Source organism: Terrisporobacter mayombei (assembly GCF_020748465.1).
Classification (GTDB): domain Bacteria; phylum Bacillota; class Clostridia; order Peptostreptococcales; family Peptostreptococcaceae; genus Terrisporobacter; species Terrisporobacter mayombei.
The window spans coordinates 270,042-289,832 of record NZ_JAHZMP010000003.1; the positions used below are offsets into that span (position 1 = coordinate 270,042).

At 28.4% G+C, this 19,791-nt stretch carries 14 protein-coding genes; 3 read left to right on the top strand and 11 right to left on the bottom strand.

The window, feature by feature from the left end; genetic code table 11:
- Window positions 1–105: 105 nt before the first annotated feature.
- Window positions 106–882: a 4,5-DOPA-extradiol-dioxygenase gene (ygiD, locus tag K0039_RS11975; protein WP_228105308.1), complete on the bottom strand. Its 777-nt coding sequence runs from the start codon at window positions 880–882 to the stop codon at window positions 106–108.
- A 212-nt stretch (window positions 883–1,094) separates the two neighbouring features.
- Window positions 1,095–2,003, bottom strand: a complete 909-nt coding sequence (locus K0039_RS11980) for a LysR family transcriptional regulator (protein ID WP_228105309.1) — start codon at window positions 2,001–2,003, stop codon at window positions 1,095–1,097.
- 118 nt (window positions 2,004–2,121) lie between these two features.
- Here K0039_RS11980 and K0039_RS11985 point away from each other — a divergent pair, with 118 nt between their 5' ends.
- Window positions 2,122–3,312, top strand: a complete 1,191-nt coding sequence (locus K0039_RS11985) for a coenzyme F420-0:L-glutamate ligase (RefSeq protein ID WP_228105310.1) — start codon at window positions 2,122–2,124, stop codon at window positions 3,310–3,312.
- A 193-nt stretch (window positions 3,313–3,505) separates the two neighbouring features.
- Here the strand turns inward: K0039_RS11985 and K0039_RS11990 are convergent, their stop codons facing one another.
- Genes K0039_RS11990 through K0039_RS12005 form a run of 4 tightly spaced genes read right to left on the bottom strand, consistent with a single transcriptional unit; the run spans window position 3,506 to window position 8,076 of the window.
- Complete coding sequence (locus tag K0039_RS11990) at window positions 3,506–5,605, bottom strand: vWA domain-containing protein (RefSeq protein ID WP_228105311.1); 2,100 nt, start codon at window positions 5,603–5,605, stop codon at window positions 3,506–3,508.
- A gap of 5 nt (window positions 5,606–5,610) precedes the next feature.
- Entirely contained in the window at window positions 5,611–7,257 is a 1,647-nt protein-coding gene (locus tag K0039_RS11995; RefSeq protein WP_228105312.1) for an AAA family ATPase, read from the bottom strand.
- A 19-nt stretch (window positions 7,258–7,276) separates the two neighbouring features.
- Window positions 7,277–7,723 (bottom strand): DUF6530 family protein, encoded by a 447-nt coding sequence (locus K0039_RS12000; RefSeq protein WP_228105313.1) that lies wholly within the window; start codon window positions 7,721–7,723, stop codon window positions 7,277–7,279.
- Window positions 7,724–7,725: 2 nt separating this feature from the next.
- Entirely contained in the window at window positions 7,726–8,076 is a 351-nt protein-coding gene (locus K0039_RS12005; RefSeq protein WP_228105314.1) for a GIY-YIG nuclease family protein, read from the bottom strand.
- A 107-nt stretch (window positions 8,077–8,183) separates the two neighbouring features.
- Here K0039_RS12005 and K0039_RS24425 point away from each other — a divergent pair, with 107 nt between their 5' ends.
- Entirely contained in the window at window positions 8,184–8,369 is a 186-nt protein-coding gene (locus K0039_RS24425; protein ID WP_228105617.1) for a CatA-like O-acetyltransferase, read from the top strand.
- 9 nt (window positions 8,370–8,378) lie between these two features.
- A complete protein-coding gene (locus tag K0039_RS12015; RefSeq protein WP_228105315.1) occupies window positions 8,379–8,501 on the top strand; it encodes a CatA-like O-acetyltransferase in 123 nt (40 codons plus the stop codon).
- 305 nt (window positions 8,502–8,806) lie between these two features.
- Here K0039_RS12015 and K0039_RS12020 read toward each other — a convergent pair whose 3' ends face one another.
- The 5 genes from K0039_RS12020 to K0039_RS12040 all read right to left on the bottom strand — a co-directional run bounded on the left by K0039_RS12020 (window position 8,807) and on the right by K0039_RS12040 (window position 19,755).
- On the bottom strand, window positions 8,807–9,211 hold the full coding sequence (locus K0039_RS12020; protein WP_228105316.1) for a DUF6258 family protein: 405 nt from the start codon (window positions 9,209–9,211) through the stop codon (window positions 8,807–8,809).
- 15 nt (window positions 9,212–9,226) lie between these two features.
- Window positions 9,227–10,942, bottom strand: a complete 1,716-nt coding sequence (locus tag K0039_RS12025; RefSeq protein WP_228105317.1) for a polymorphic toxin-type HINT domain-containing protein — start codon at window positions 10,940–10,942, stop codon at window positions 9,227–9,229.
- A 194-nt stretch (window positions 10,943–11,136) separates the two neighbouring features.
- Window positions 11,137–11,556 (bottom strand): hypothetical protein, encoded by a 420-nt coding sequence (locus tag K0039_RS12030; protein ID WP_228105318.1) that lies wholly within the window; start codon window positions 11,554–11,556, stop codon window positions 11,137–11,139.
- Window positions 11,557–11,604: 48 nt separating this feature from the next.
- The gene (locus K0039_RS12035) at window positions 11,605–18,654 is read right to left on the bottom strand and encodes a DNRLRE domain-containing protein (RefSeq protein ID WP_228105319.1); all 7,050 of its coding nucleotides are present in this window, start codon (window positions 18,652–18,654) and stop codon (window positions 11,605–11,607) included.
- Window positions 18,655–19,425: 771 nt separating this feature from the next.
- Entirely contained in the window at window positions 19,426–19,755 is a 330-nt protein-coding gene (locus tag K0039_RS12040; RefSeq protein ID WP_228105320.1) for a DUF2750 domain-containing protein, read from the bottom strand.
- Window positions 19,756–19,791: the final 36 nt, after the last annotated feature.

A 19,791-nucleotide genomic window follows, 5' to 3' on the forward strand; every position in this document is an offset into this window, starting at 1 on the left:
TGTAAAGTAATAATAATACTTAGATATTTTATGATATATTAAAAACCGTATCACAAGTATGCGATACGGTTTATTCCTTAGAGTACAATCTATTTAACATGGAAACTAACCTATTTTTATAGATCTCATAGAAAGAGAACCATGTTCTATTCCCTTGAATATAAACTCAACCTTATCTCCTTCTTCCATCAATGCAGAAATATATAATAAAGGTAGATAGTGTTCAGCAGTTGGAGCAGAAAGTAAAGCTTCTCTCCCAATGGCTTTGTAATTGATTAATTTATCATGATCACCTTTGATAACAGCATTAGCTACGAATTCATCAAATTCAGATGCCCAAGTATAAGGACTGATATCTTTATCTTCTTTCATTTCTCTTAAATTATGAACTATATTACCACTACCCAGAATTAATATACCTTCTTCTCTAAGCTTAGATAGTTTTTTACCTAGGTTATAGTGATACTCTTCATTTTCTAACGCATTTAAACTTAATTGCAATACGGGTATATCTGATTTTGGATATATATGTTTTAATATACACCATGCACCATGGTCTATTCCCCAAGTATCAGTTAGCTTTACATCATAATCCTTTAATTCCTCAAATACCTTATTTATATAAGGTTTTGCTCCACTAGTTGAATATTTCACCTTATATAATTCTTCAGGGAATCCATAAAAATCATATATTTCTTTAGGCGAATCTTGTTCAGTTATATAAGTCCCATTAGTTACCCAATGTGCTGATATAACCATTATGGCATTAGGCTTATCTAATTCTTCACCTAATTTACTTAACCTTTTAGTATATGAATTTTCTATTATCGCATTCATAGGGCTTCCATGTCCTATAAATAAGACTGGTTGCTTTTTAACCATATATAACCACCGCCACTTATTAATTTGATAAAATGGAACTTATATAGGTTCCACTATATCTTATCTTATTTTATTCTTACCCAAATTCCATATAAAAAATCTTACTTACCTCTAGGCTAAATTTATGTCCGTAAATGTAAGTATTATAACAAAGTATCCAACAAGCACTCTAGCAAAATCAATTGCAATAACACTTCAAATCAGTGCCTGTGTTATATACTATCATTCAATGAAAAGTTAGCGGATGATAATATCTCAACAAATTTTGCAGAAGCTAATGAAAGTGGAACACCCTTTAAATAACAAACGCCAATACTTCTACTTGGTATTTCTTCTAAAATATTAACCTCATACAATAATCCCTTTTCTAAATAATCCCTTGAAAACTCCTTTACTACACAAGCAATCCCTAAATTTATCTTTGCAAACTCCAACAATAAATCAAAAGATCCAAGTTCAAACTCTGGAGAAATTTTTATACCTTTTGAAGTCATGAACTTCTCTACATACTTTCTTGAATTTGAATTAGGCTCTAGGAATATTAAAGGATATTTTACCATTTCTTCTAATGAAATTTTCTCCGTTGATAAATCCTTATACTTGTCTCCACAAACAAAAATATCTTTAACATCTCTACAAGGCCTTAATTCTAATGAGTGATCATCAATTGGAAAATTACAAATTGCAATATTAATTTCTCCTGACTTAATTAAGTCGCAAAGTTCTAAGGTAGTGCCATTTATAATCTTAAACTTAATATTAGGATATCTATTATGAAAAAACTCTAAATATGGAATTAGAAAATACTTAGATATAGTATCTCCTACCCCAATCTTTAACTCTCCCACAGTTAAATCTTTAAATTCTAATATTTTTTCTTCTCCAGCATTGATTAAATTAATTGCTGAATTTACATATTCAAATAAAAGGCTCCCTTCATTAGTTAAGGATACCCCCCTAGGTGTTCTATTGAAAAGTCTAATATCTAGTTCTCCTTCTAATTGCATTATAGCTTGGCTCACTGCTGGCTGTGTCATGTAAAGCTCCTTTGATGCCTTTGAAAAGCTTTTACTTTTTCCTACCTTACAAAACACCTTATATAAATCTAATTTAGTAACCATATAAGCACCCCTTATATTATGTATTCATTCTATTTATTTTACTTATATCATTTATTGGTGTATATTACAATAGTACGAAATATTTGAAATTAAATTTAAATTGTTGGGAGAGATTATTTTGGAAAGAGTTATTGGTACAGTTGTTAGAGGACTTCGTTGCCCAATCATTAAAGAAGGCGATAAAATCGAAGATATAGTTGTAGAAAGTGTACTTAAAGCTTCAGAAGTAGAAGGCTTTACTATAAATGATAAGGACATAGTTACTGTAACTGAATCAGTAGTTGCACGTGCTCAAGGAAATTATGCTTCTATAGATAATATAGCTAAAGATGTTAAATCTAAATTTGGTGACGATACTATTGGTGTAATATTCCCTATCTTAAGTCGTAACCGTTTTGCAATCTGCCTTCGTGGTATAGCAAAGGAAGCTAAGAAAATAGTATTAATGTTAAGCTATCCATCTGATGAAGTTGGAAATCATCTAGTTGACTTAGATATGTTAGATGATAAGGGAGTTAATCCTTGGACAGATGTTTTAACAGAGCAAGAATTCCGTAATCTGTTTGGGTATAATAAACATACTTTCACAGGTGTTGATTACATTGATTATTATAAATCTTTAATCCAAGAATATGGTGTTGAGTGTGAAGTAATATTCTCAAACAATCCTAAAACTATCTTAAATTATACAAAGAGCGTTCTTACTTGTGATATTCATACAAGATTTAGAACTATGAAAATTTTAAAAGCAAATGGTGTAGAAAAGATCTATAGCCTTGATGATATATTATGTGAATCTATTGATGGAAGTGGATGTAATGAAACTTATGGATTACTAGGTTCAAACAAATCAACAGAAGAAACTGTTAAACTTTTCCCTCGTAACTGTCAACCTATAGTTGATAATATACAAGCTATTCTTAAAGAGAAAACAGGAAAAGATGTTGAGGTCATGATTTATGGAGATGGAGCTTTCAAGGATCCAGTGGGTAAGATTTGGGAACTTGCTGACCCAGTTGTTTCACCAGCTTATACATCAGGCTTAAATGGTACTCCAAATGAAATAAAATTAAAGTATCTTGCTGATAATAACTTCGCTGATTTAAAGGGTGAAGAACTTAAGAAAGCAATATCAGAATATATTAAAAATAAGGAATCAGATTTAGTTGGAACTATGGAATCACAAGGTACTACTCCAAGAAGACTTACTGACCTTATAGGATCATTATCTGACTTAACTTCAGGAAGTGGAGATAAGGGAACTCCTATTATATTCATCCAAGGTTATTTCGATAATTACACAAAGTAATAACTAAAAAAATGGCTGCCACTTCAGCAGATTAAAAATCTGTTAGTGGTAGCTCTTTTTTAGTTATTCAAATAATCAGCAGTTAATGCAACTGTTAATTTTTTTAATGTTGGAGATGAATCATAGGAATCATATCCACCATTATTTCATGTATAAAATTATTATTCCTCAGACATAATTATTCTACTATTAACTATAATAAATTCTTTAATATCATAGAAATCCTATTAGGTAATGTATTTATATTAGATATATCTAGAAATCTATTATCTCCATAAATCTCTTTTATCACATCTCTATCATTTCCAATAGCAGCCACAAAGAAATTTATTCCTTTTCTTGAGTATTCTGATACGACATTTTTTAAATCTCGTTTAGCTAATTCATCTTTGTAGTTTGGCTTCGCAAGTGGCTTTCCGTCACTTATGATAAATAATACTTTAATATCAGCATCAACTTTTAATAGCTTTTCTGCTACATATTTTATAGGTACTCCATCTCTATTATTGCTCTTCGGGCTTATTTGCATCATTCTATAGCAATCATCTTTATCTTGATTATCAAAATCAGAATAGGAATATATTGATACATCTTCTGTATTACTTAAATCTGCCGTATCACCATAAACACCTATTGGTATATCACATTTTTTACAAAATTCCCAAATTAAAATAGCCGTTGCACTGGCCATTCTAATACGATTATTCGCTTTCATTGAACCTGATTCATCTATTCTAAGAGCTACTGCCATTGAAGGTGATTCATTTGGTGGATTTTTTTTACTAAAATATTTATAGTCTCTTTTCGCTACATTTGAAACCTCGAATTTAGTTCCATAATATCTATTTCTACTATATTCGCTAGAGACTTCATTTTTAAGAAATGGCAATACTTGATTAGCTAGCTCATTAGCTGCTTTAATATATTTATTATTGTCTTGTTTATAATTTAATTTATCTTCATAAGTAAATTCAGGTCTATAGATTTTTATTCTAATATTTCTATGAATATCTCCATATGAAGATAACTTTGAATCATTTTTTTGTTCATAGTTACTTTCTTTTATATTTCTTAATTTCATTATTCCTTTGCCAATGGAATTTTTATTATTAGATACTCCATCAAATAATTCTTCATTTTCTTTATTTATCGATTCGTCACTTGTACTATCTTTATTGCTAGATTTTCTTAGTTTCAATGCATCTTTATCTCTTGCCATAGTACTTTTATAGGTACTATTTTTATCAGAATTAATCTCCATAATATCTTCATTTTCTGATTTAACTAAATCCTTTTTAATTGGCTCTTTTATATCGTTGCTATTTTTTATAGTTTTACCTATTTCACCCTTTGTATAAGTCATACCTATAGTTGATGTTGCTTGGCTATTTTCATTAAGATTTTCTTCTATTTCCATTGATGCCATTGGTTTTATATTATCCAGTTCTTCTTTATATGCATCATCAAACTCTTCTAAGTATTCTTCTATTCCATCCCATAGAAAAATACTTATTTTATTAACTTTATCTATTACTTTAATTCCATCTTCTTCATAAATAGATTCGTCTATTTCTTTTTTAATTTTTTCAATATTTTTTATATGATAATCTGATATACCTTTAAATTTTCTAAATTTAATATAGCAAATTATTTGATTTATTAAAGAACTAAATCTATTATTCTCAGCCAAATCTACTTCAAATTCTTTAATACTCTTATACTGAGCATCTCTCAATTCATTAAGTCCATCAATTAATCGACCATAATTAGATAAATATTTATATATAGACTCCTCAACACGACTATCCTCTATAATATCGTATAGAAAAAGTAATAAAGGGCATAACTTTCCTGATTTCTTAGGATTATTTATATAGTTTTGCATTTTCATCATATTTTTATTTGACTCTTCATTATCAAATTCTAATGAATCTACACACAAACCTCCACTTAAAATAGACTTCTCATAAATATCTCTTATTGTAAAATCCGTGAATAATCTATGCCCTATCTCATGAGCATAATATCCTAATATCAATTTAAGTTTATTACCTTCTCCTATATCCTTTGAACCTAAATTTATATAAATAGTATCTTTCTTTATATAAGATACATCATCAATATTTTTATCAAATAAGAATTTTAGTTTATCTTGATTTAATTTATATTTTTCGTACAATTTATTCGATGTGCTCTTTATATAGTCTTCAAACTCTTCAGATTTTAAAACACTCTTATCTTCTAAATCAAGCTTATTTTCTCTTACTGATTTTATAATACTATCCAAATCCATAGAAATTACCTCCTGCTTTGAGTTTCAATAAATAAAGAAGTATTATTTTCAACGGCTTCCTCCAAGATTCTTATTTCATCAGGGTTTGTAGTTATTTTATATAATACTTTATAGTACATAGATTCTCGTATATCTTCTCCATTTTTTATTGCATCTACCCAGAAGAATAACGAACGCATTCCTGCCACTCCATGTATAGCGTTTGCTGTTACGCATTCATCTAAAGCTATAATAGTATCAACTAGTTTAGAAACTAATTGCACATTATCAAATCCTGTCTTTGCTATGGCTCTTTCTATCATAACTTCTCTTTCTGGTAAATCCATTTTCTCTGAATGCTGAATTCTATCTCTTAAAGCTTCATTTAGAGGTCTACATCCAATATAATTTCTATTAGTTGTAATTACTGCCACGAAATCTGGGTGCCTATGGACAACCCCTGTTGGTAAATTTATAGTACCATCTGGCTCTAATGCCGAGTTCAGCATCATTAATACAGCTGCATCACGAATTACAGTAGGCTCTTGTATTTCTAATAAATAACCTTCTGTAAATGCTTTTACTATTTCTGAAGGGAAGTACTTATACTCAATATCTTTATTAGAGTCATTCTTTTCATCATCCGCAACAGGAAGTATAGAACCTAATACATCTGATTTATCCATATCTGAAAAACAAGTTATTTTAGTATAAGGTAATCCCAAATTATTAGATAATGCCTTTGCCATTTGAGTTTTCCCAGAACCAGCATCACCTTCAAGAAGGATATTTGATATTTTCATATCACCCTTCTCCCAATTGCGTCTGATTTCTTTACATATCCTTCTTTCAATTTTCGATACTCTGTGGCAATTTGGTAATTTTATAATTTGATTTTTTTCATACTCAGTTAATTCCCTGGATAAATTTAATGTAAATTCTCCCGGATCTATTGTTAAATTTTCTATTTGTTTTTTCTTTTCTTTTATTTCTTTAACTATTTTAAACTTACCATTTAATAATTTTGTATATGCTATTTTTTTACTTTCTATATCTCCCAGGTTTATTTTTTGTAAAGGAGCTCCATCTGGTACAAGTATCTTTAAATCATCTTTCAATATTCTGCAATATATATTATCGCAGAAAGTTGCCATTAATTTTATTGATAATTCATCTAAGCCTTCTGTCTCTTCTCTATGAAGTTTGTACTCATTAAATACACTTAACGCTTCATTATCTTCTAATATTTCCGGCATCATAGCAAAAAATAATATACTTCCTTTTTCTCCTTTAGAATTTCTAGGATTTCTTAATTTATATTCATTGCATATATTATTTTTAATATCATAATTACATGCTAGACATCTTCCAGTGACTTTATTGTAAAATAAAATTTGTCTTATATCTTCCTTTTTACTCTGTAATTCTGCACATATACTATCCTCGATTATTCCAATAGTTCCTATATCATTTTTATCACCAAGTAACTCTATATATCTATGTGTTGCTTCTATTATAGAATCTATTAGTATTGATTGTCCTTTTCCAAAGCCTCCATCCGGAGAATACTTACTTGAAGTGTTCACATTTTTACTGTTTAAAGTATCAAATGGTTTTTCTTCAAGCTTATAATCTCTTCCCCAAATAGAAGATATGCTGCTTATTTTTCTCATAAATATTCTCCTTTTTTATTTAATATCCTAACTCTTCTAATATTTCTGCAAGCACTTTAAATCTTTCTCCCAGTAATTCTCCCTGATTACTAAGTTCATCTGCTAATGTAATTATATCTTTATCTAAGTTTTTATTATCTTCACATATTTTAATATTCATAGCATCGCCTTGAAGCCCAACACGACTAATAGTTAAATTATTCTCATCATAAAATTTAGACATTCTATAAGCTTCTTTAAAATATAAACTAGCTTCACATAATAAAATAGCCATATCTAAAATTCTATTTACAGGTATTTCATCAAATCCACCCTCTGATTTTAAAAGTCTTGTTATTATTTCAAGTCTGTTGTTATCTATGTTTTTCTTAACTCCCATATCTATTTTTTCTATATCTGAGTTAGATGCTCTATATCCATCTATTTTTTTGTAATTATCACATGTTATAACTGTTTTAAATTCCATTTCTATATTTCCTCCACATTTTCTTGTGTAAATTTATCTTTACACACTTGTAATAATATTTTTAAATCTTCACTGTAATCCACTTTGTTCTCATCTTTATCATAAGGAAGTACCTCTACTACCTTTATTTCAAAGTTTTCTTCTCTATTTTCATTCCAATCTTTTTGCAATTTTTTGCATCTATGATTTTTTGAGTTTAATTTAAATCTATCACCATTTATAGTTGCCTTTATATTTTTATCCCAACCTAAGTAAACAGTATTTGTATTTATCGATTTAAACATATATACACCCATCTCCGGTTTCATTTCTTTAAACTGTTGTAATAATTCTTTTTTTCTTGCTCTATCCATAGTTACTTACCTACCTCTCTTTATTAATTTATATTATTTGATCCCAATAAACAATAAACGCTCCGTAGAGTTGTACTCTACGGAGCTTTTGCTAACAAGAATTTGGAATTGTAAATTTAGATAATGAACTTGGTTATTACGAAGTATTACATCCATCATATTCTGTTTTTCATAATGATTATAAAACTATATCAAATATGTGGATAGAATTTTCTAGTTATACTCTCATACCATATGCATCGATGAATAGTTTTTTACCAATTATCCAAGCAGGAAAGTTTTTGAAAAAATGATAAAAAATAATGCCTCTTTCTATTACAGTCCATCATGCTATCGCAGATGGATATCACGTTGGATTATTTTTAGAAAAGTTCCAAGAGTATTTTAATTTTCCTGAAAAGATGGATCTAATAAATGTATTATAATAAAATAAAAAGGTATTGATTAAAAATCAATACCTTTTCGTGGTTTTAAATGGTGGAGATGAGGGGATACTCTAATATATATTTTTTTAGTGATTTTTATTTTTTATCACATCATTTATTTGTGTATATTGCTTAACTATACTAGCTTTATTTTTCATTTAGCTTTTTTATTTTTCTTCAAACTTAATTGTAATTGTGTGCTAAATGTGTGCTAATACCTCTCAAACATATATATCTATAACTAATCTTCCATCTTCAGGATTGTAGTATCTAGCATTTTATATTATGAGGTATATGAAAAACTTCTAACTAGTTATTTTAATATTTGGCTTACTTGGATCTAATAGATACACGCCTTCACCAATCACTGTAAACATTAAGTCTGTAGTCTCCGCTTCTTCATCAATATAACTTGCTTCAATTGTAAACTTATAAAGTTCATTTTCTATTTTTGTTGCATAAATATCATAAATATCTTCATTTGGTGTTAATCCTGTTTTATCTAATATAACTTCATTCACTCCATGTATCACTACCGTACCCATTTCAATATCTTCATCACAATAATAATCCCATTCACCTGATTCACTTCTTATACGCGAAATACAATTTACTATAATTCTAACTTCTTTCTTTTTATTATCTATATTAAAGTCTACACAATATCTGTCGCCAAAATATAATGTCTTTAAAAAATCAATAGTATTCATTTATTAACCTTCTCTCTATTCTTTTATTTTCCAGTGTGCAGCTGAACTATTCCAAGGAACTACATTCCCTTTTGTATCAATCGATGGATCTTGTCCATTCCTTCCACGCCCTTTTCCTTTTAAATGGCCATGTCCATGCGGTTTACCCGAATTAGGAGGATGTCCCTTTGGATTATATCTTTGATAATTTGAACCATTAGAATATAAAGTATTTGTGTCTACTCCACCTCTACCTGCTTTTACTGTTCTTCCATCTTTAAGTTTAATAATTATATTACCTTTATCATCCGCAATAAACCTACCTACTTCCTCTCCAGTATTTCTATCTATAGTTTTAGATGCTTTGACCTTTTTTCTTCTTACTCCTGAATAATCATTATGTACAGGCACACTTGCATCAGATACAAAATAAGTATGGAAATCTTCAACCTCAAAGTTATATACTCTTATCAGTTCATTGTGAACTACTTTATCTATCTTCTCAACTTTAGACTTATCACCTGACTGAAGAACTACTACATCTCCTTCTTCAATCATACTTGCTGGTATCCAGCCTACGTTATCTATATAGAACACATGCTGTTCAGTAGCTTCGATGACTTCTCCAGCTACCTTAATATAAAGTATTGTATCTGTTTCTTTTACAAAAGTTTGTGCTACTTCTTTAAGGGCTATTTCTCCTGTTTCTGAATCTTGTGCCCATATCAGGTCGCCTTCTTCAATATCTTCTATTGGAACATCCCCATCTTTTGTTGATATTAACGTTCCTGCTGTAAAACAACCTTTTTTAGTTATTTTACATCTAACCCTACGATATGTCTTAGTAACCTTTTTACTTGCTTTACTAGCTACTTTTTTTGTAACTGATTTAGTTTTCCTTGCAACTTTATAAACTCTCTTAGCTATAGCCTTTGTGACCTTACTCTTTTTCGCTATTTTAGCAACTCTTTTAAAAACTTTACCTACTTTTAATGCTTTAAATGGATTTATAGTTCCAAGTATTGCTCCTCCAACTATGGCACCTGCTTTTTTCCAACCCTTCAGATTCTTCTTCTTAGCATATTGATATCCATCATATGCCCCCCATGCAGCATCAAATGCGAGCAAAATTGGGAAATGACCACTCGGATCTGTATATGATATTAGGCTGTTTGTACAATATGCATATAGATGTAAACTACTTGGGTCTGTGAATTCTCCTCGATAAGTATCTTCTGTTAAGAATCTTCCATCTTCAGGATTGTAGTATCTAGCATTCAAATAATACAGTCCTGTTTTATTATCGTAAATTCCACCTGTGTAGCAGATTTCATTGTAGAAGTTTTCGTCACCATTTATTTCAGTTTCACCAAAGTCAGTGTATTCATAAGCTACTTCACTTTTTCCTTCTACATTTACTAGGTTTGTTGTACTTTCACGCATGTCTTTATTGTAGAAGTAGTATTTTTCACCTTCGGCACTTGAAATATCTCTAACTGTCGCAATGGAATTTCCACTAGCTCCCATTAAGTTAAGGCTAGTAACACCAGTAAGTTTTTCAACATTCTCTGGCTCTTCTAATTCTGTTGAATTATCAGCTTTTCCAGTTGTGTAAAGTACTGAGTCATTTTGGTAATAGTACTTAGTTAATTGACCATTTTCTGATTTTTTAACTCTTTGTCCATTTCCGTTGTAAGTATTTACTTGATTTAATGTTACTATACCAGACTTTGTAAACATGGCATTATCCATGCGGTTTGCTGCATCGTAAGTGTAACATTTTACTTCATTTGTTATGCTATCTGATTCTCTTAGCTGATTTGCATTTAAATCATAAGTATAAATCTTATTTTATTTAAACAGCAATCTAAACAGTAAACAATAAAAGCCTAGCAATAAAAATTTTACTAGGCCTTTATTTTAACACCAATATCTATGTTTGTTTTCTATAAAAGAAGATCATACTCATCATCTTCTTCTTGTTCATAAAGTTTTATTATATTTTTTTTTGTTATCTTATTCTCTCTTGTTATTTTATAACCAATAACTTTTTTATTTGCTTCTTCATCCAATACACGTTCTTTTAGCCACAATATAATACTTGTCATATCATAGTTTTTATACGATACTTTAAATATTTCTTCTATTACCTTTACCATTTCTAATGTAGAAAAACAAGGTAATTTTGTTGGAACTCCTTCTGTAAGATAACTATATATATATTTTGATGTATCATCTTCCCTTTTTTCATAACGTGCAAATTCTATTTGGTCAAAACTGTCTGAACTCTTAAAAACAAATTCTGCCAATACTTCAAATATTTTTTCTATTCCAGAATATTTATCTTTAATAACTATTTTTTTCATAATTTGCCCTTCCTTAATAAAATTAATCTTCAATGTAAAATTTTAAAACTATAAAGCTGCACCTAATATAGCCATTGATGCACCACCAGTTTCAGGAGCTAATAATAATGCAGATATTATTGCCGCACTCATAAAAGCAGCTTTTGCCCTTTGTCTATTTAGTTTTGGTGCATAAGTAATAACGCCTTTTGATCTATATCTATATTTAACATCAAAATAACCATATTTAATTTTTCCATTATATGATATTTGTCCATATTTAGGATACTTTTTAAAGTCAACCCAAGGTCCATACGATCCATATTTTCTAACTGTTGCAACACTTCCAAATCTATAACTTTCTATCTGTGCTTTAACTGTAGAATATCTTTGTTTATATGTTTTTTCAGTTTTCACTTCATAAAAACTATGTTTTCCTACGTCATAAATATCCAAATATCCTCTTCTTTTTGGATCATGATACTTTCTAATATATCTCTCTGTCACCACTTTTCTTCCTAGACTTTTTAATTTATTTTTATATGCAATTTGGACTAACTTATGCATTGCATAATAGTCATATAGTTTTAAAAATCCAAAAGGACTATTCCCGCTTGGATCTGCATAATTAATAGGATTATTAGTACAATAAGCATATAAATGTAATGTATCTGGTTCATTTCTTTCACCTCTATAAGTATCTTGGGTAATAAATCTACCATTACTAGGATCATAATATCTAGCATTTAAATAATATAAACCTGTACTTATATCATTAATAGCTCCTGTATAGCAAACTTCATTAAAAAAATTACTATCACCTATAGTCTTTGTAACCCCAAAATCGTCATAATCATAAGCAATTGATGAAGTTCCATCTTGACCTACTAAACTTGTTGTACTTCCTTGAATATCCTTGTTATAAGTATAATACTTAAATCCGTCACTGCTATATCTTGTAGTACCTATAACATTTCCATCTGTACCTACAAAGTTTTGGCTTGTCTTATTTCCATCCTTATCTGATGTATATAAAACTACTCCATTTTGATAGAAGTAATTTACTACATTATTTCCTTCTTTCTTTTGTATACGTTTACCGTTTCCATTGTATAGATTTTCTTGATTTACAACTTCTTTTTCTCCATTTGTAGTAATAGAAGTAGATAGTCTATTATCAACATCATAAGTATTTTCTACTGTTATATTTGTTACACTGTCTTTTTCCATAGTTTGATTTCCGTTTTTGTCATAAGAGTAAGCCTTATTTGATGTTTCTTTTCCACCTTTACTCTCTGTTGATTTTTTTAACTGATTTAAATCATTATATGTATAGCTAGTGGTTGTCCCATCTTTTGTCATTGATATTCTATTACCAACTAAATCATATTCATATGTTACAGTACTTTTTGGGTTAGTAGATTTATTAGTTATGTCTGTTTTTGTAAGCCTACCTAAACTATCATAGACATACTCTTTAGTTTCATTTATTTTATCCGAATCTTTTTTAGGATAGTTATTTATTGTAGTTTTCGATATTATATTGTTGTTTTTATCATAAGTATATAAATAAGACTCCATAATCTTATCTAGATTACTACTATCCACATATTTCATAGATGTTACTCTATCAAATGTATCATAATCATAAGTTTTTAAAATATAGTCATTTTCAGAATCAAAGTTTCTATATTCTTTTATATTTTTTACTTTTCCATGTGCATCATAAGTATATTCTCTATAGCTAGCTTCTCCTATTAAGAAGTTTCTTTTTATCTTAGCTTTTATGTTTGTTAACCAACCGTCATTATTGTACTCAAATTTTAGTCCTTTTACTTCATCATCCGATTCTGGATAATTAATATCAGTTACTCTATCATTTACATCATAAGTGTATACTATCTTATTTTTACTAATAACTGAAGGACTTGGCTGAGCTGATGAGTTAATTTCTGAATATCCAATTAACCTTCCAAAATCATCATATTCATAATATGTGTAATGATATGGTTTTTCATCATTTCCATCAAGTTTATTATCTACCATTGAGATTAATTTGTCGTTATTATCATAATTATAATCTGTAGTTAGGGTGGCCTTTTTATCTTCATAATAAGTAGTTTGTATTAAAAGATCTTTAGCATTATATTTGTATTCTTTATAATCTCCGTTTGTAAATGTTTCTTTGGTTTTATTTCCATTCGAATCATATTTAAACTGAGTCGTTATATTATTTGATTTACCTATATCTTGTACTTCCACTTGTAGTCCTGCTACATTTACTATATCAAAACTAACATTTCCATTTGCATCTGTGACTTTAGTTGAAATAGTTTCATCATTATTAAATATATCATATTGGATTTCAGTCTTATTTTGATTAGTAGCATTCTCTTTGTAGTCCAATGTAACCTTAGTTACTCTTGAAGAATCATCATAGTTGTATTTAGTTCTTATTCCTTTAGCATCTACAACTTCTGATTCATTGCCTGTTGCATCATATTTAGTCTTTGTTACTATAGATTTATCGCTTACTTTATATTCACTATTTTGAACTAATGGATTTTCTATATTATCTGTATTTCTTCCATTTTCATCATATAAAGATAGAGATAGTTTACCTTTTGACAAGTCAGACAGGTTAACTCCTATGACAAATGTCTTTATAGCATTTCCTCTATTGTCATAAGCATAATCTGTGTATATACCGTTTGATTTTTCTCTTATTGTATTTCCTGATTTATCTATATATTTTTCACTGGATAATTTATCATTTGCATATGTTTTTTCTATATATACATTTGGTATAGTATTATCTGATTTACCCATATACTTTTCTACATTACCATAAGTATATTCATTTTTAGTAATAAGTTTATTAGAACCTTTTGTCATGGTAGTGCTTAGTAGTCTATTCAATTTATCAAATGAGTATTCTTTTTTTATACCTTCTGTATCTGTCTCACTTATTACTGTTCCATTTTTATCATATGATTTTGTTTCAGTTTCAGTTTCAGTCTCGGCTTGATTAGATATAGTTGTTGAAGTTTCTATTACTCTTCCTAAAAAATCATAAGTATATTTTGTAATTTTATTAGTTTTTAAGTCAATAGGCTCTATTGTTTCTATAACTCGCCCCATTTCATCATATTTATTTATTATATTACTACTTAAATTAGCACTATTTTCACTTTGTTCAGCTTCATTTCCATATTCATCATAAGTAGTCTGTGATTCAGAAGATATTATTTGTTCTCCTGATTCTGTACCAACAGCATTAATTTTTTCAGTAGTTTCTATATTATTTCCGTATTTGTCATATTCATATTCTGTCTTTGTTTTATTTATTAAGTCAGTTTCTTTAGATGTATTACCAATACTATCATATACATATTTTTCTTTAGATATAAGACTACCATCATTAGCTTTTGATTCTATCAAAGTTGGCTGATTATGATTATCAGAATCTCCATAAGTGTATGTAGTAATATTGCCTTCTTCATCAGTTTCTTCCAATACATTTTCATTATCATCATACTCTGTACCTGTAGAAACTTCTTTAGTTTTAAATCTTACAATATTATTTGCATCAAGTTCTTGATATTTAACAGCTTCTTTTGTTGAAGCAACTAAGTACATATTATCATCATCATAGAAAATCTCTTTTATATCACCTGATGGAGAAATTTCTTTTCTAATTCTTCCACTAGGATAATAAAATGTTACGCTATCACTATAGATTTCTACATTCTTTTCATTTTTCTTAGTCATCTTAGTGTTTTTTGTATCAATATATTCTAAGTTATAAGCTTCACCATTAGGATATGTAACCTTATTTGCTTTTTCACCAATATATCCAATAGAGTATAAATTACCCATGGCATCGTTTATTCCACTTAAATATTTATTTGTATCATAACTAAATTTATAACTAGCACTTTGTAAACCAGAAGAATGTTTAAATTCTGTTAGGTAGCCATCATTATTGTAGTTGTATGATAAAGTAGTTTTATCTGGTAATATTATGTTGTCTAATAAATAAGAATTTTCTCCTGTTTCTGATTTATAGTTTAACTTAAGATTCAAATTACTATTACTAACTACTTCAGATAGTCTACCTTTAATATCATAGTAGTATAATAAAAAGTTGTTATAAGGCTTCTCTTTATTACCTTGTTCCTCTTCAGTTTCTTGATTATTATTACTTGTATCTTCTTGTTTCACTGGATTTGTAATAGCTATTAACTGACCACTTTTATTAAATCTGTATATGGTATTATCTTTAGTTACTATCTCATAGTAATCCCTGACTTCATGTGTTTCTGTTTCGTATTCTTCTTCGCCTTCTTTTTTGTTTCTTGTTTCATACTTTTCTATTTTATCTGTTTCTGTAAGTTCATAATCCTCAGTTTCATTACAAATATAGTTTCCATCTATATCTTCCTTAAACTTGAACATTGAGCCATCATTATCTCTAAAGATAATATATTCACCACTTTTATATAATTCCTTATGGAATGAATCACTCCAACCTACCCCAAACATATTTTTTATTTTAGATTGACTATTATAATTTCTTTCTAAATTAAAGTTGACTTGACCTGATGGAAGCTCTATATCTGTTTGAGAATAAGTTAAGTTTCCTCCACTCTTTTCTATAGTTCCGCTACCATTAGGCGTTTCATAGGTAAGGTATCCTAAATAATCCCTACTTCCTATTCGCTTACTCCATTCTTCTTCATCACTTGGAGATGATTTAGTCGAAGATGTAAATATTCCACCTTCTTCTTTTCCATTGGCATTAGTTTTTATTACCTCAAATTTGTAATAATATATTTTTCCATCTCCTACTAACATATCATAGAAATATGAGTCATCTACATTTGTAGCAACTAAATTAGATTTTGAAGGTACAAAATCGCTAGTTTCACCTCTATATATCTTATATGAAATATCTCCAGGTAGGTCTTTTATTTCATTCCATGATATTAAAGTTTTACCATAGTAATTTGTTGTAGATATATCTTTAGGTAAATACTCTTCTAGTACTTTATTTTTTCCTTCTAAATAATATGTTAATGTTTTTGAAGCACTGATGTTACCCGCCTTGTCTACTGCTCTTACTTTAATTGTATAAGTACCTGACATTGGAAATTTTGACTTTGGTATTGTTACAGAGCCAGAAGTAGTAGTTTTTGCAACAGTATAGCTTCCATCATTAATACTATATTCTATATGTTTAAAATGAGTATCTTTTGCATTTGACCAAGTAATCGTAGGTGTAAAATTATCTGCAGGACTTGTCTGTGAACTACTTGGCGATATAGAAACAGTTCCTAATATTGGTTTTGTAGAGTCAACATGGAAAGCTGACCCTTTTGCAGGGCCTTTTATCCCGCCTTTATCTACTCCCCTTACAAGAATTCTATAACATCCTTCTTCTAAGCTTTTAATAGTATTAATATCTATACTACCACTTGATTTAGTACTTATTTTAGTATACGGTACTGCACTTTCAGTAGAAGTTACTTTGCTTTCATCATCATAGTATGCAATTCTATATTCTACTCTATCTAATGATTTGGAATTTATTCCAGACCATGTAGCTTTCGCTGCTTCTCCTTTTTTCAAATAATTATTCGATAGAGATAAACTCGTTGGAATAGTTGGACCATCATAATATTCAACGGTAAACTTCGGCCTTATTTTTGTACCTGATTGTCTTGAATTATAGAATTTTGCATATTTTCCAGTTGCTGTTGTTTCATCTTCTGATTTAAGCATAAGCCCATAATCTTTTATTTGACCACTTGCAACTTTTTGTGCATATTCTGTTATATCCATAACTCTTGCCTTATATTGAGGTCCTATTGTTGTAGTTTCTCCGTAATGACCATCACTAGTATTATATCTAGGCTTAGTATTCCACGTAACTTTCTTTACGTCCCAATCATCGATAATTCTATATGCTCTTATTAAGTTTGAAGGTTCATTTTCACTTGTCTCATATAAAGTTAATGTTGCTTTTTCAACATACTTTCCGTCTACAGTAGAAAATAAATTTTTTGCCTTTATTAAAGATCTATTTGCTCCTGCAACACTTCTTCCCATACGTAAAACTGTTGTATCTGTATTATAAAAGTTTGTATCTACATAATTAGCCCCATTGGCAATATATGTATCTGATATGTTGCTATCTCCTGTCCAAGTGATTGTCGGATCTACAGTAATAGGATATTTTCTTTCATCACTCTCAAGATAGTTATTATCTATTGTCATAGTTAAAATATATGTATCTTTTTTTTCATCATTTTCTTTTATATCATATGTAATATCTTCGCTATATGCTTTATTAGTAGCATCATTCATAAATGGAGTATCTATAATTCCTATAACATCGTTTGATTTTTCGTCTATAAGTGCTATACTTTCTTCAAATAAAGATTTTTTAGGCTTTACACCTTTTAATTCTATTTCATATTCAATTACATTAGATTCTGGCTTTTCATTTAAAACTATATTTTCTTTTATACCATTATCTTGTGATACATATTCTAAAGATGTATTTTCTTCATTCACATCATAAATTGCTTTAACTGGAATCTTTACTTCTTTATCATATATATCCATTACTTTTTCATCAACTAGCTTAACTTTATTTGTTTCTTTGTCTATTGGATATATTGATATTTGGTAATTATCATTTTCTAAAATGATTGGAGTTTCTTCAGAAATTGTTTTAGGCAAGTAATTTTTATTATCACCCTTTTTATTTTCGTATGCGTACTCAGAGATATCTGCATTATTATCGGTTTTGCTACTATCAATCTTTACTAAAGATGGATCATAGTCAACTAATTTACCATTTTCCTCAAATCTTATATTACTGTTATGAATAACTTCTTTTTTCTTTCCATCTTTTAATTGATAAATTGTTGAATTCTCTGTTTTTTCAATTATTTTTTCTTCATAATTTGTTTCTACTTCTTGATTTAAACTTTGAATTTTTTGTGATATTCTTTTTGCTTCTTCTGCAAATGCAAACATCGGCATAGATGTGATTAATATGGATATGGCTAATCCAACTGAAATAAGTTTATACCTTCGTTTCTGACTCATAATTTAATTTTTCCCCTCTTTTTATTAATATATATAATCATTAATGTCCCTATATTGCAATTTTTGCTAAAAAGTTTATTAATGTTATATTAAAATTATTTAAACTATAATATTACTCCCTCAAATAATATTTACATTTACATATATTACCATTTCATCTCTAGCATTTAAATATAAAAAAAAATAAATATAAAAATACACATAGAATAATTTCTTCTACGTGCATTATAATCAAATTTTATTTAAAATATTCTACTCCAGATTTAAATAGATTTTATATAGAAACTAGCTACCATATTTATTATATATAACAAAAAAGATATTAATTAAATCAATATCTTTTTCGACGGTTTGAATGATGGAGATGAGGAGATACTCTAACATATATTTTTTTAGTGATTTTTATTTTTTACCATATCATTTATTTGTGTATATTACTTAATTACATCAATTGTATTTTTTATTTAGCTTTTTTATTTTTATTCAAACTTAATTGTAATTGTGTGCTAATACTTCTCCAATACATATAATACTATAATTTTATATAATACTCCATGTAAAACTTCAATATAATGGACTTAATAAAAAACATTAAACTTTCTATCAAATCTATTGATTTTAATGACATTTCAATTTAATATTACACTTTTTGTATATATATCTCATATATAGAAATCATATGCTTTTAGTAATTTTCCTTTGTTATGTTTAAATAATTAATTATTTATTTTTCACTTTTAAAATATCATCTAATAAATCCAGTGGTTCTACTTATAACCCTATTAAATTCATATCCCAATTTACACCTGCCATTAATTCATCATCATTCAATCCTGTAAGCCAATTGTCTAAAAAATTTTCTAATGAAATTGAACATGCTTCATAATTATCCCACTCTTCTTTTATACATGCTTTTGCATAAACTTCATTTGACCAGAAAGTCATAACCTCTGTGTCTTTATATTCATTAGATATAGCAACTGCCCATCCATCTTCATCCTTTAATTTTAATCCCCATACAGTTTTATTTTCAATAATGTCATCAATAAATTGTTTATATCTCTTATCTGAATTTATTTTAAAGTTTAAAATTTCTTTCATATGTTATTTTCCTCTCTAATTTAATAATTATCTATT

Excerpts from the sequence above, each read along its gene's own strand:
- ygiD (WP_228105308.1), bottom strand. The coding sequence starts at position 882 with ATGGTTAAAAAGCAACCAGTCTTATTTATAGGACATGGAAGCCCTATG.
- K0039_RS11980 (WP_228105309.1), bottom strand. The coding sequence starts at position 2,003 with ATGGTTACTAAATTAGATTTATATAAGGTGTTTTGTAAGGTAGGAAAA.
- K0039_RS11990 (WP_228105311.1), bottom strand. The coding sequence starts at position 5,605 with ATGGATTTGGATAGTATTATAAAATCAGTAAGAGAAAATAAGCTTGAT.
- K0039_RS11995 (WP_228105312.1), bottom strand. The coding sequence starts at position 7,257 with ATGAGAAAAATAAGCAGCATATCTTCTATTTGGGGAAGAGATTATAAG.
- K0039_RS12000 (WP_228105313.1), bottom strand. The coding sequence starts at position 7,723 with ATGGAATTTAAAACAGTTATAACATGTGATAATTACAAAAAAATAGAT.
- K0039_RS12005 (WP_228105314.1), bottom strand. The coding sequence starts at position 8,076 with ATGGATAGAGCAAGAAAAAAAGAATTATTACAACAGTTTAAAGAAATG.
- K0039_RS12015 (WP_228105315.1), top strand. The coding sequence starts at position 8,379 with ATGCCTCTTTCTATTACAGTCCATCATGCTATCGCAGATGGATATCAC.
- K0039_RS12020 (WP_228105316.1), bottom strand. The coding sequence starts at position 9,211 with ATGAATACTATTGATTTTTTAAAGACATTATATTTTGGCGACAGATAT.
- K0039_RS12025 (WP_228105317.1), bottom strand. The coding sequence starts at position 10,942 with ATGGATAATGCCATGTTTACAAAGTCTGGTATAGTAACATTAAATCAA.
- K0039_RS12030 (WP_228105318.1), bottom strand. The coding sequence starts at position 11,556 with ATGAAAAAAATAGTTATTAAAGATAAATATTCTGGAATAGAAAAAATA.
- K0039_RS12035 (WP_228105319.1), bottom strand. The coding sequence starts at position 18,654 with ATGAGTCAGAAACGAAGGTATAAACTTATTTCAGTTGGATTAGCCATA.
- K0039_RS12040 (WP_228105320.1), bottom strand. The coding sequence starts at position 19,755 with ATGAAAGAAATTTTAAACTTTAAAATAAATTCAGATAAGAGATATAAA.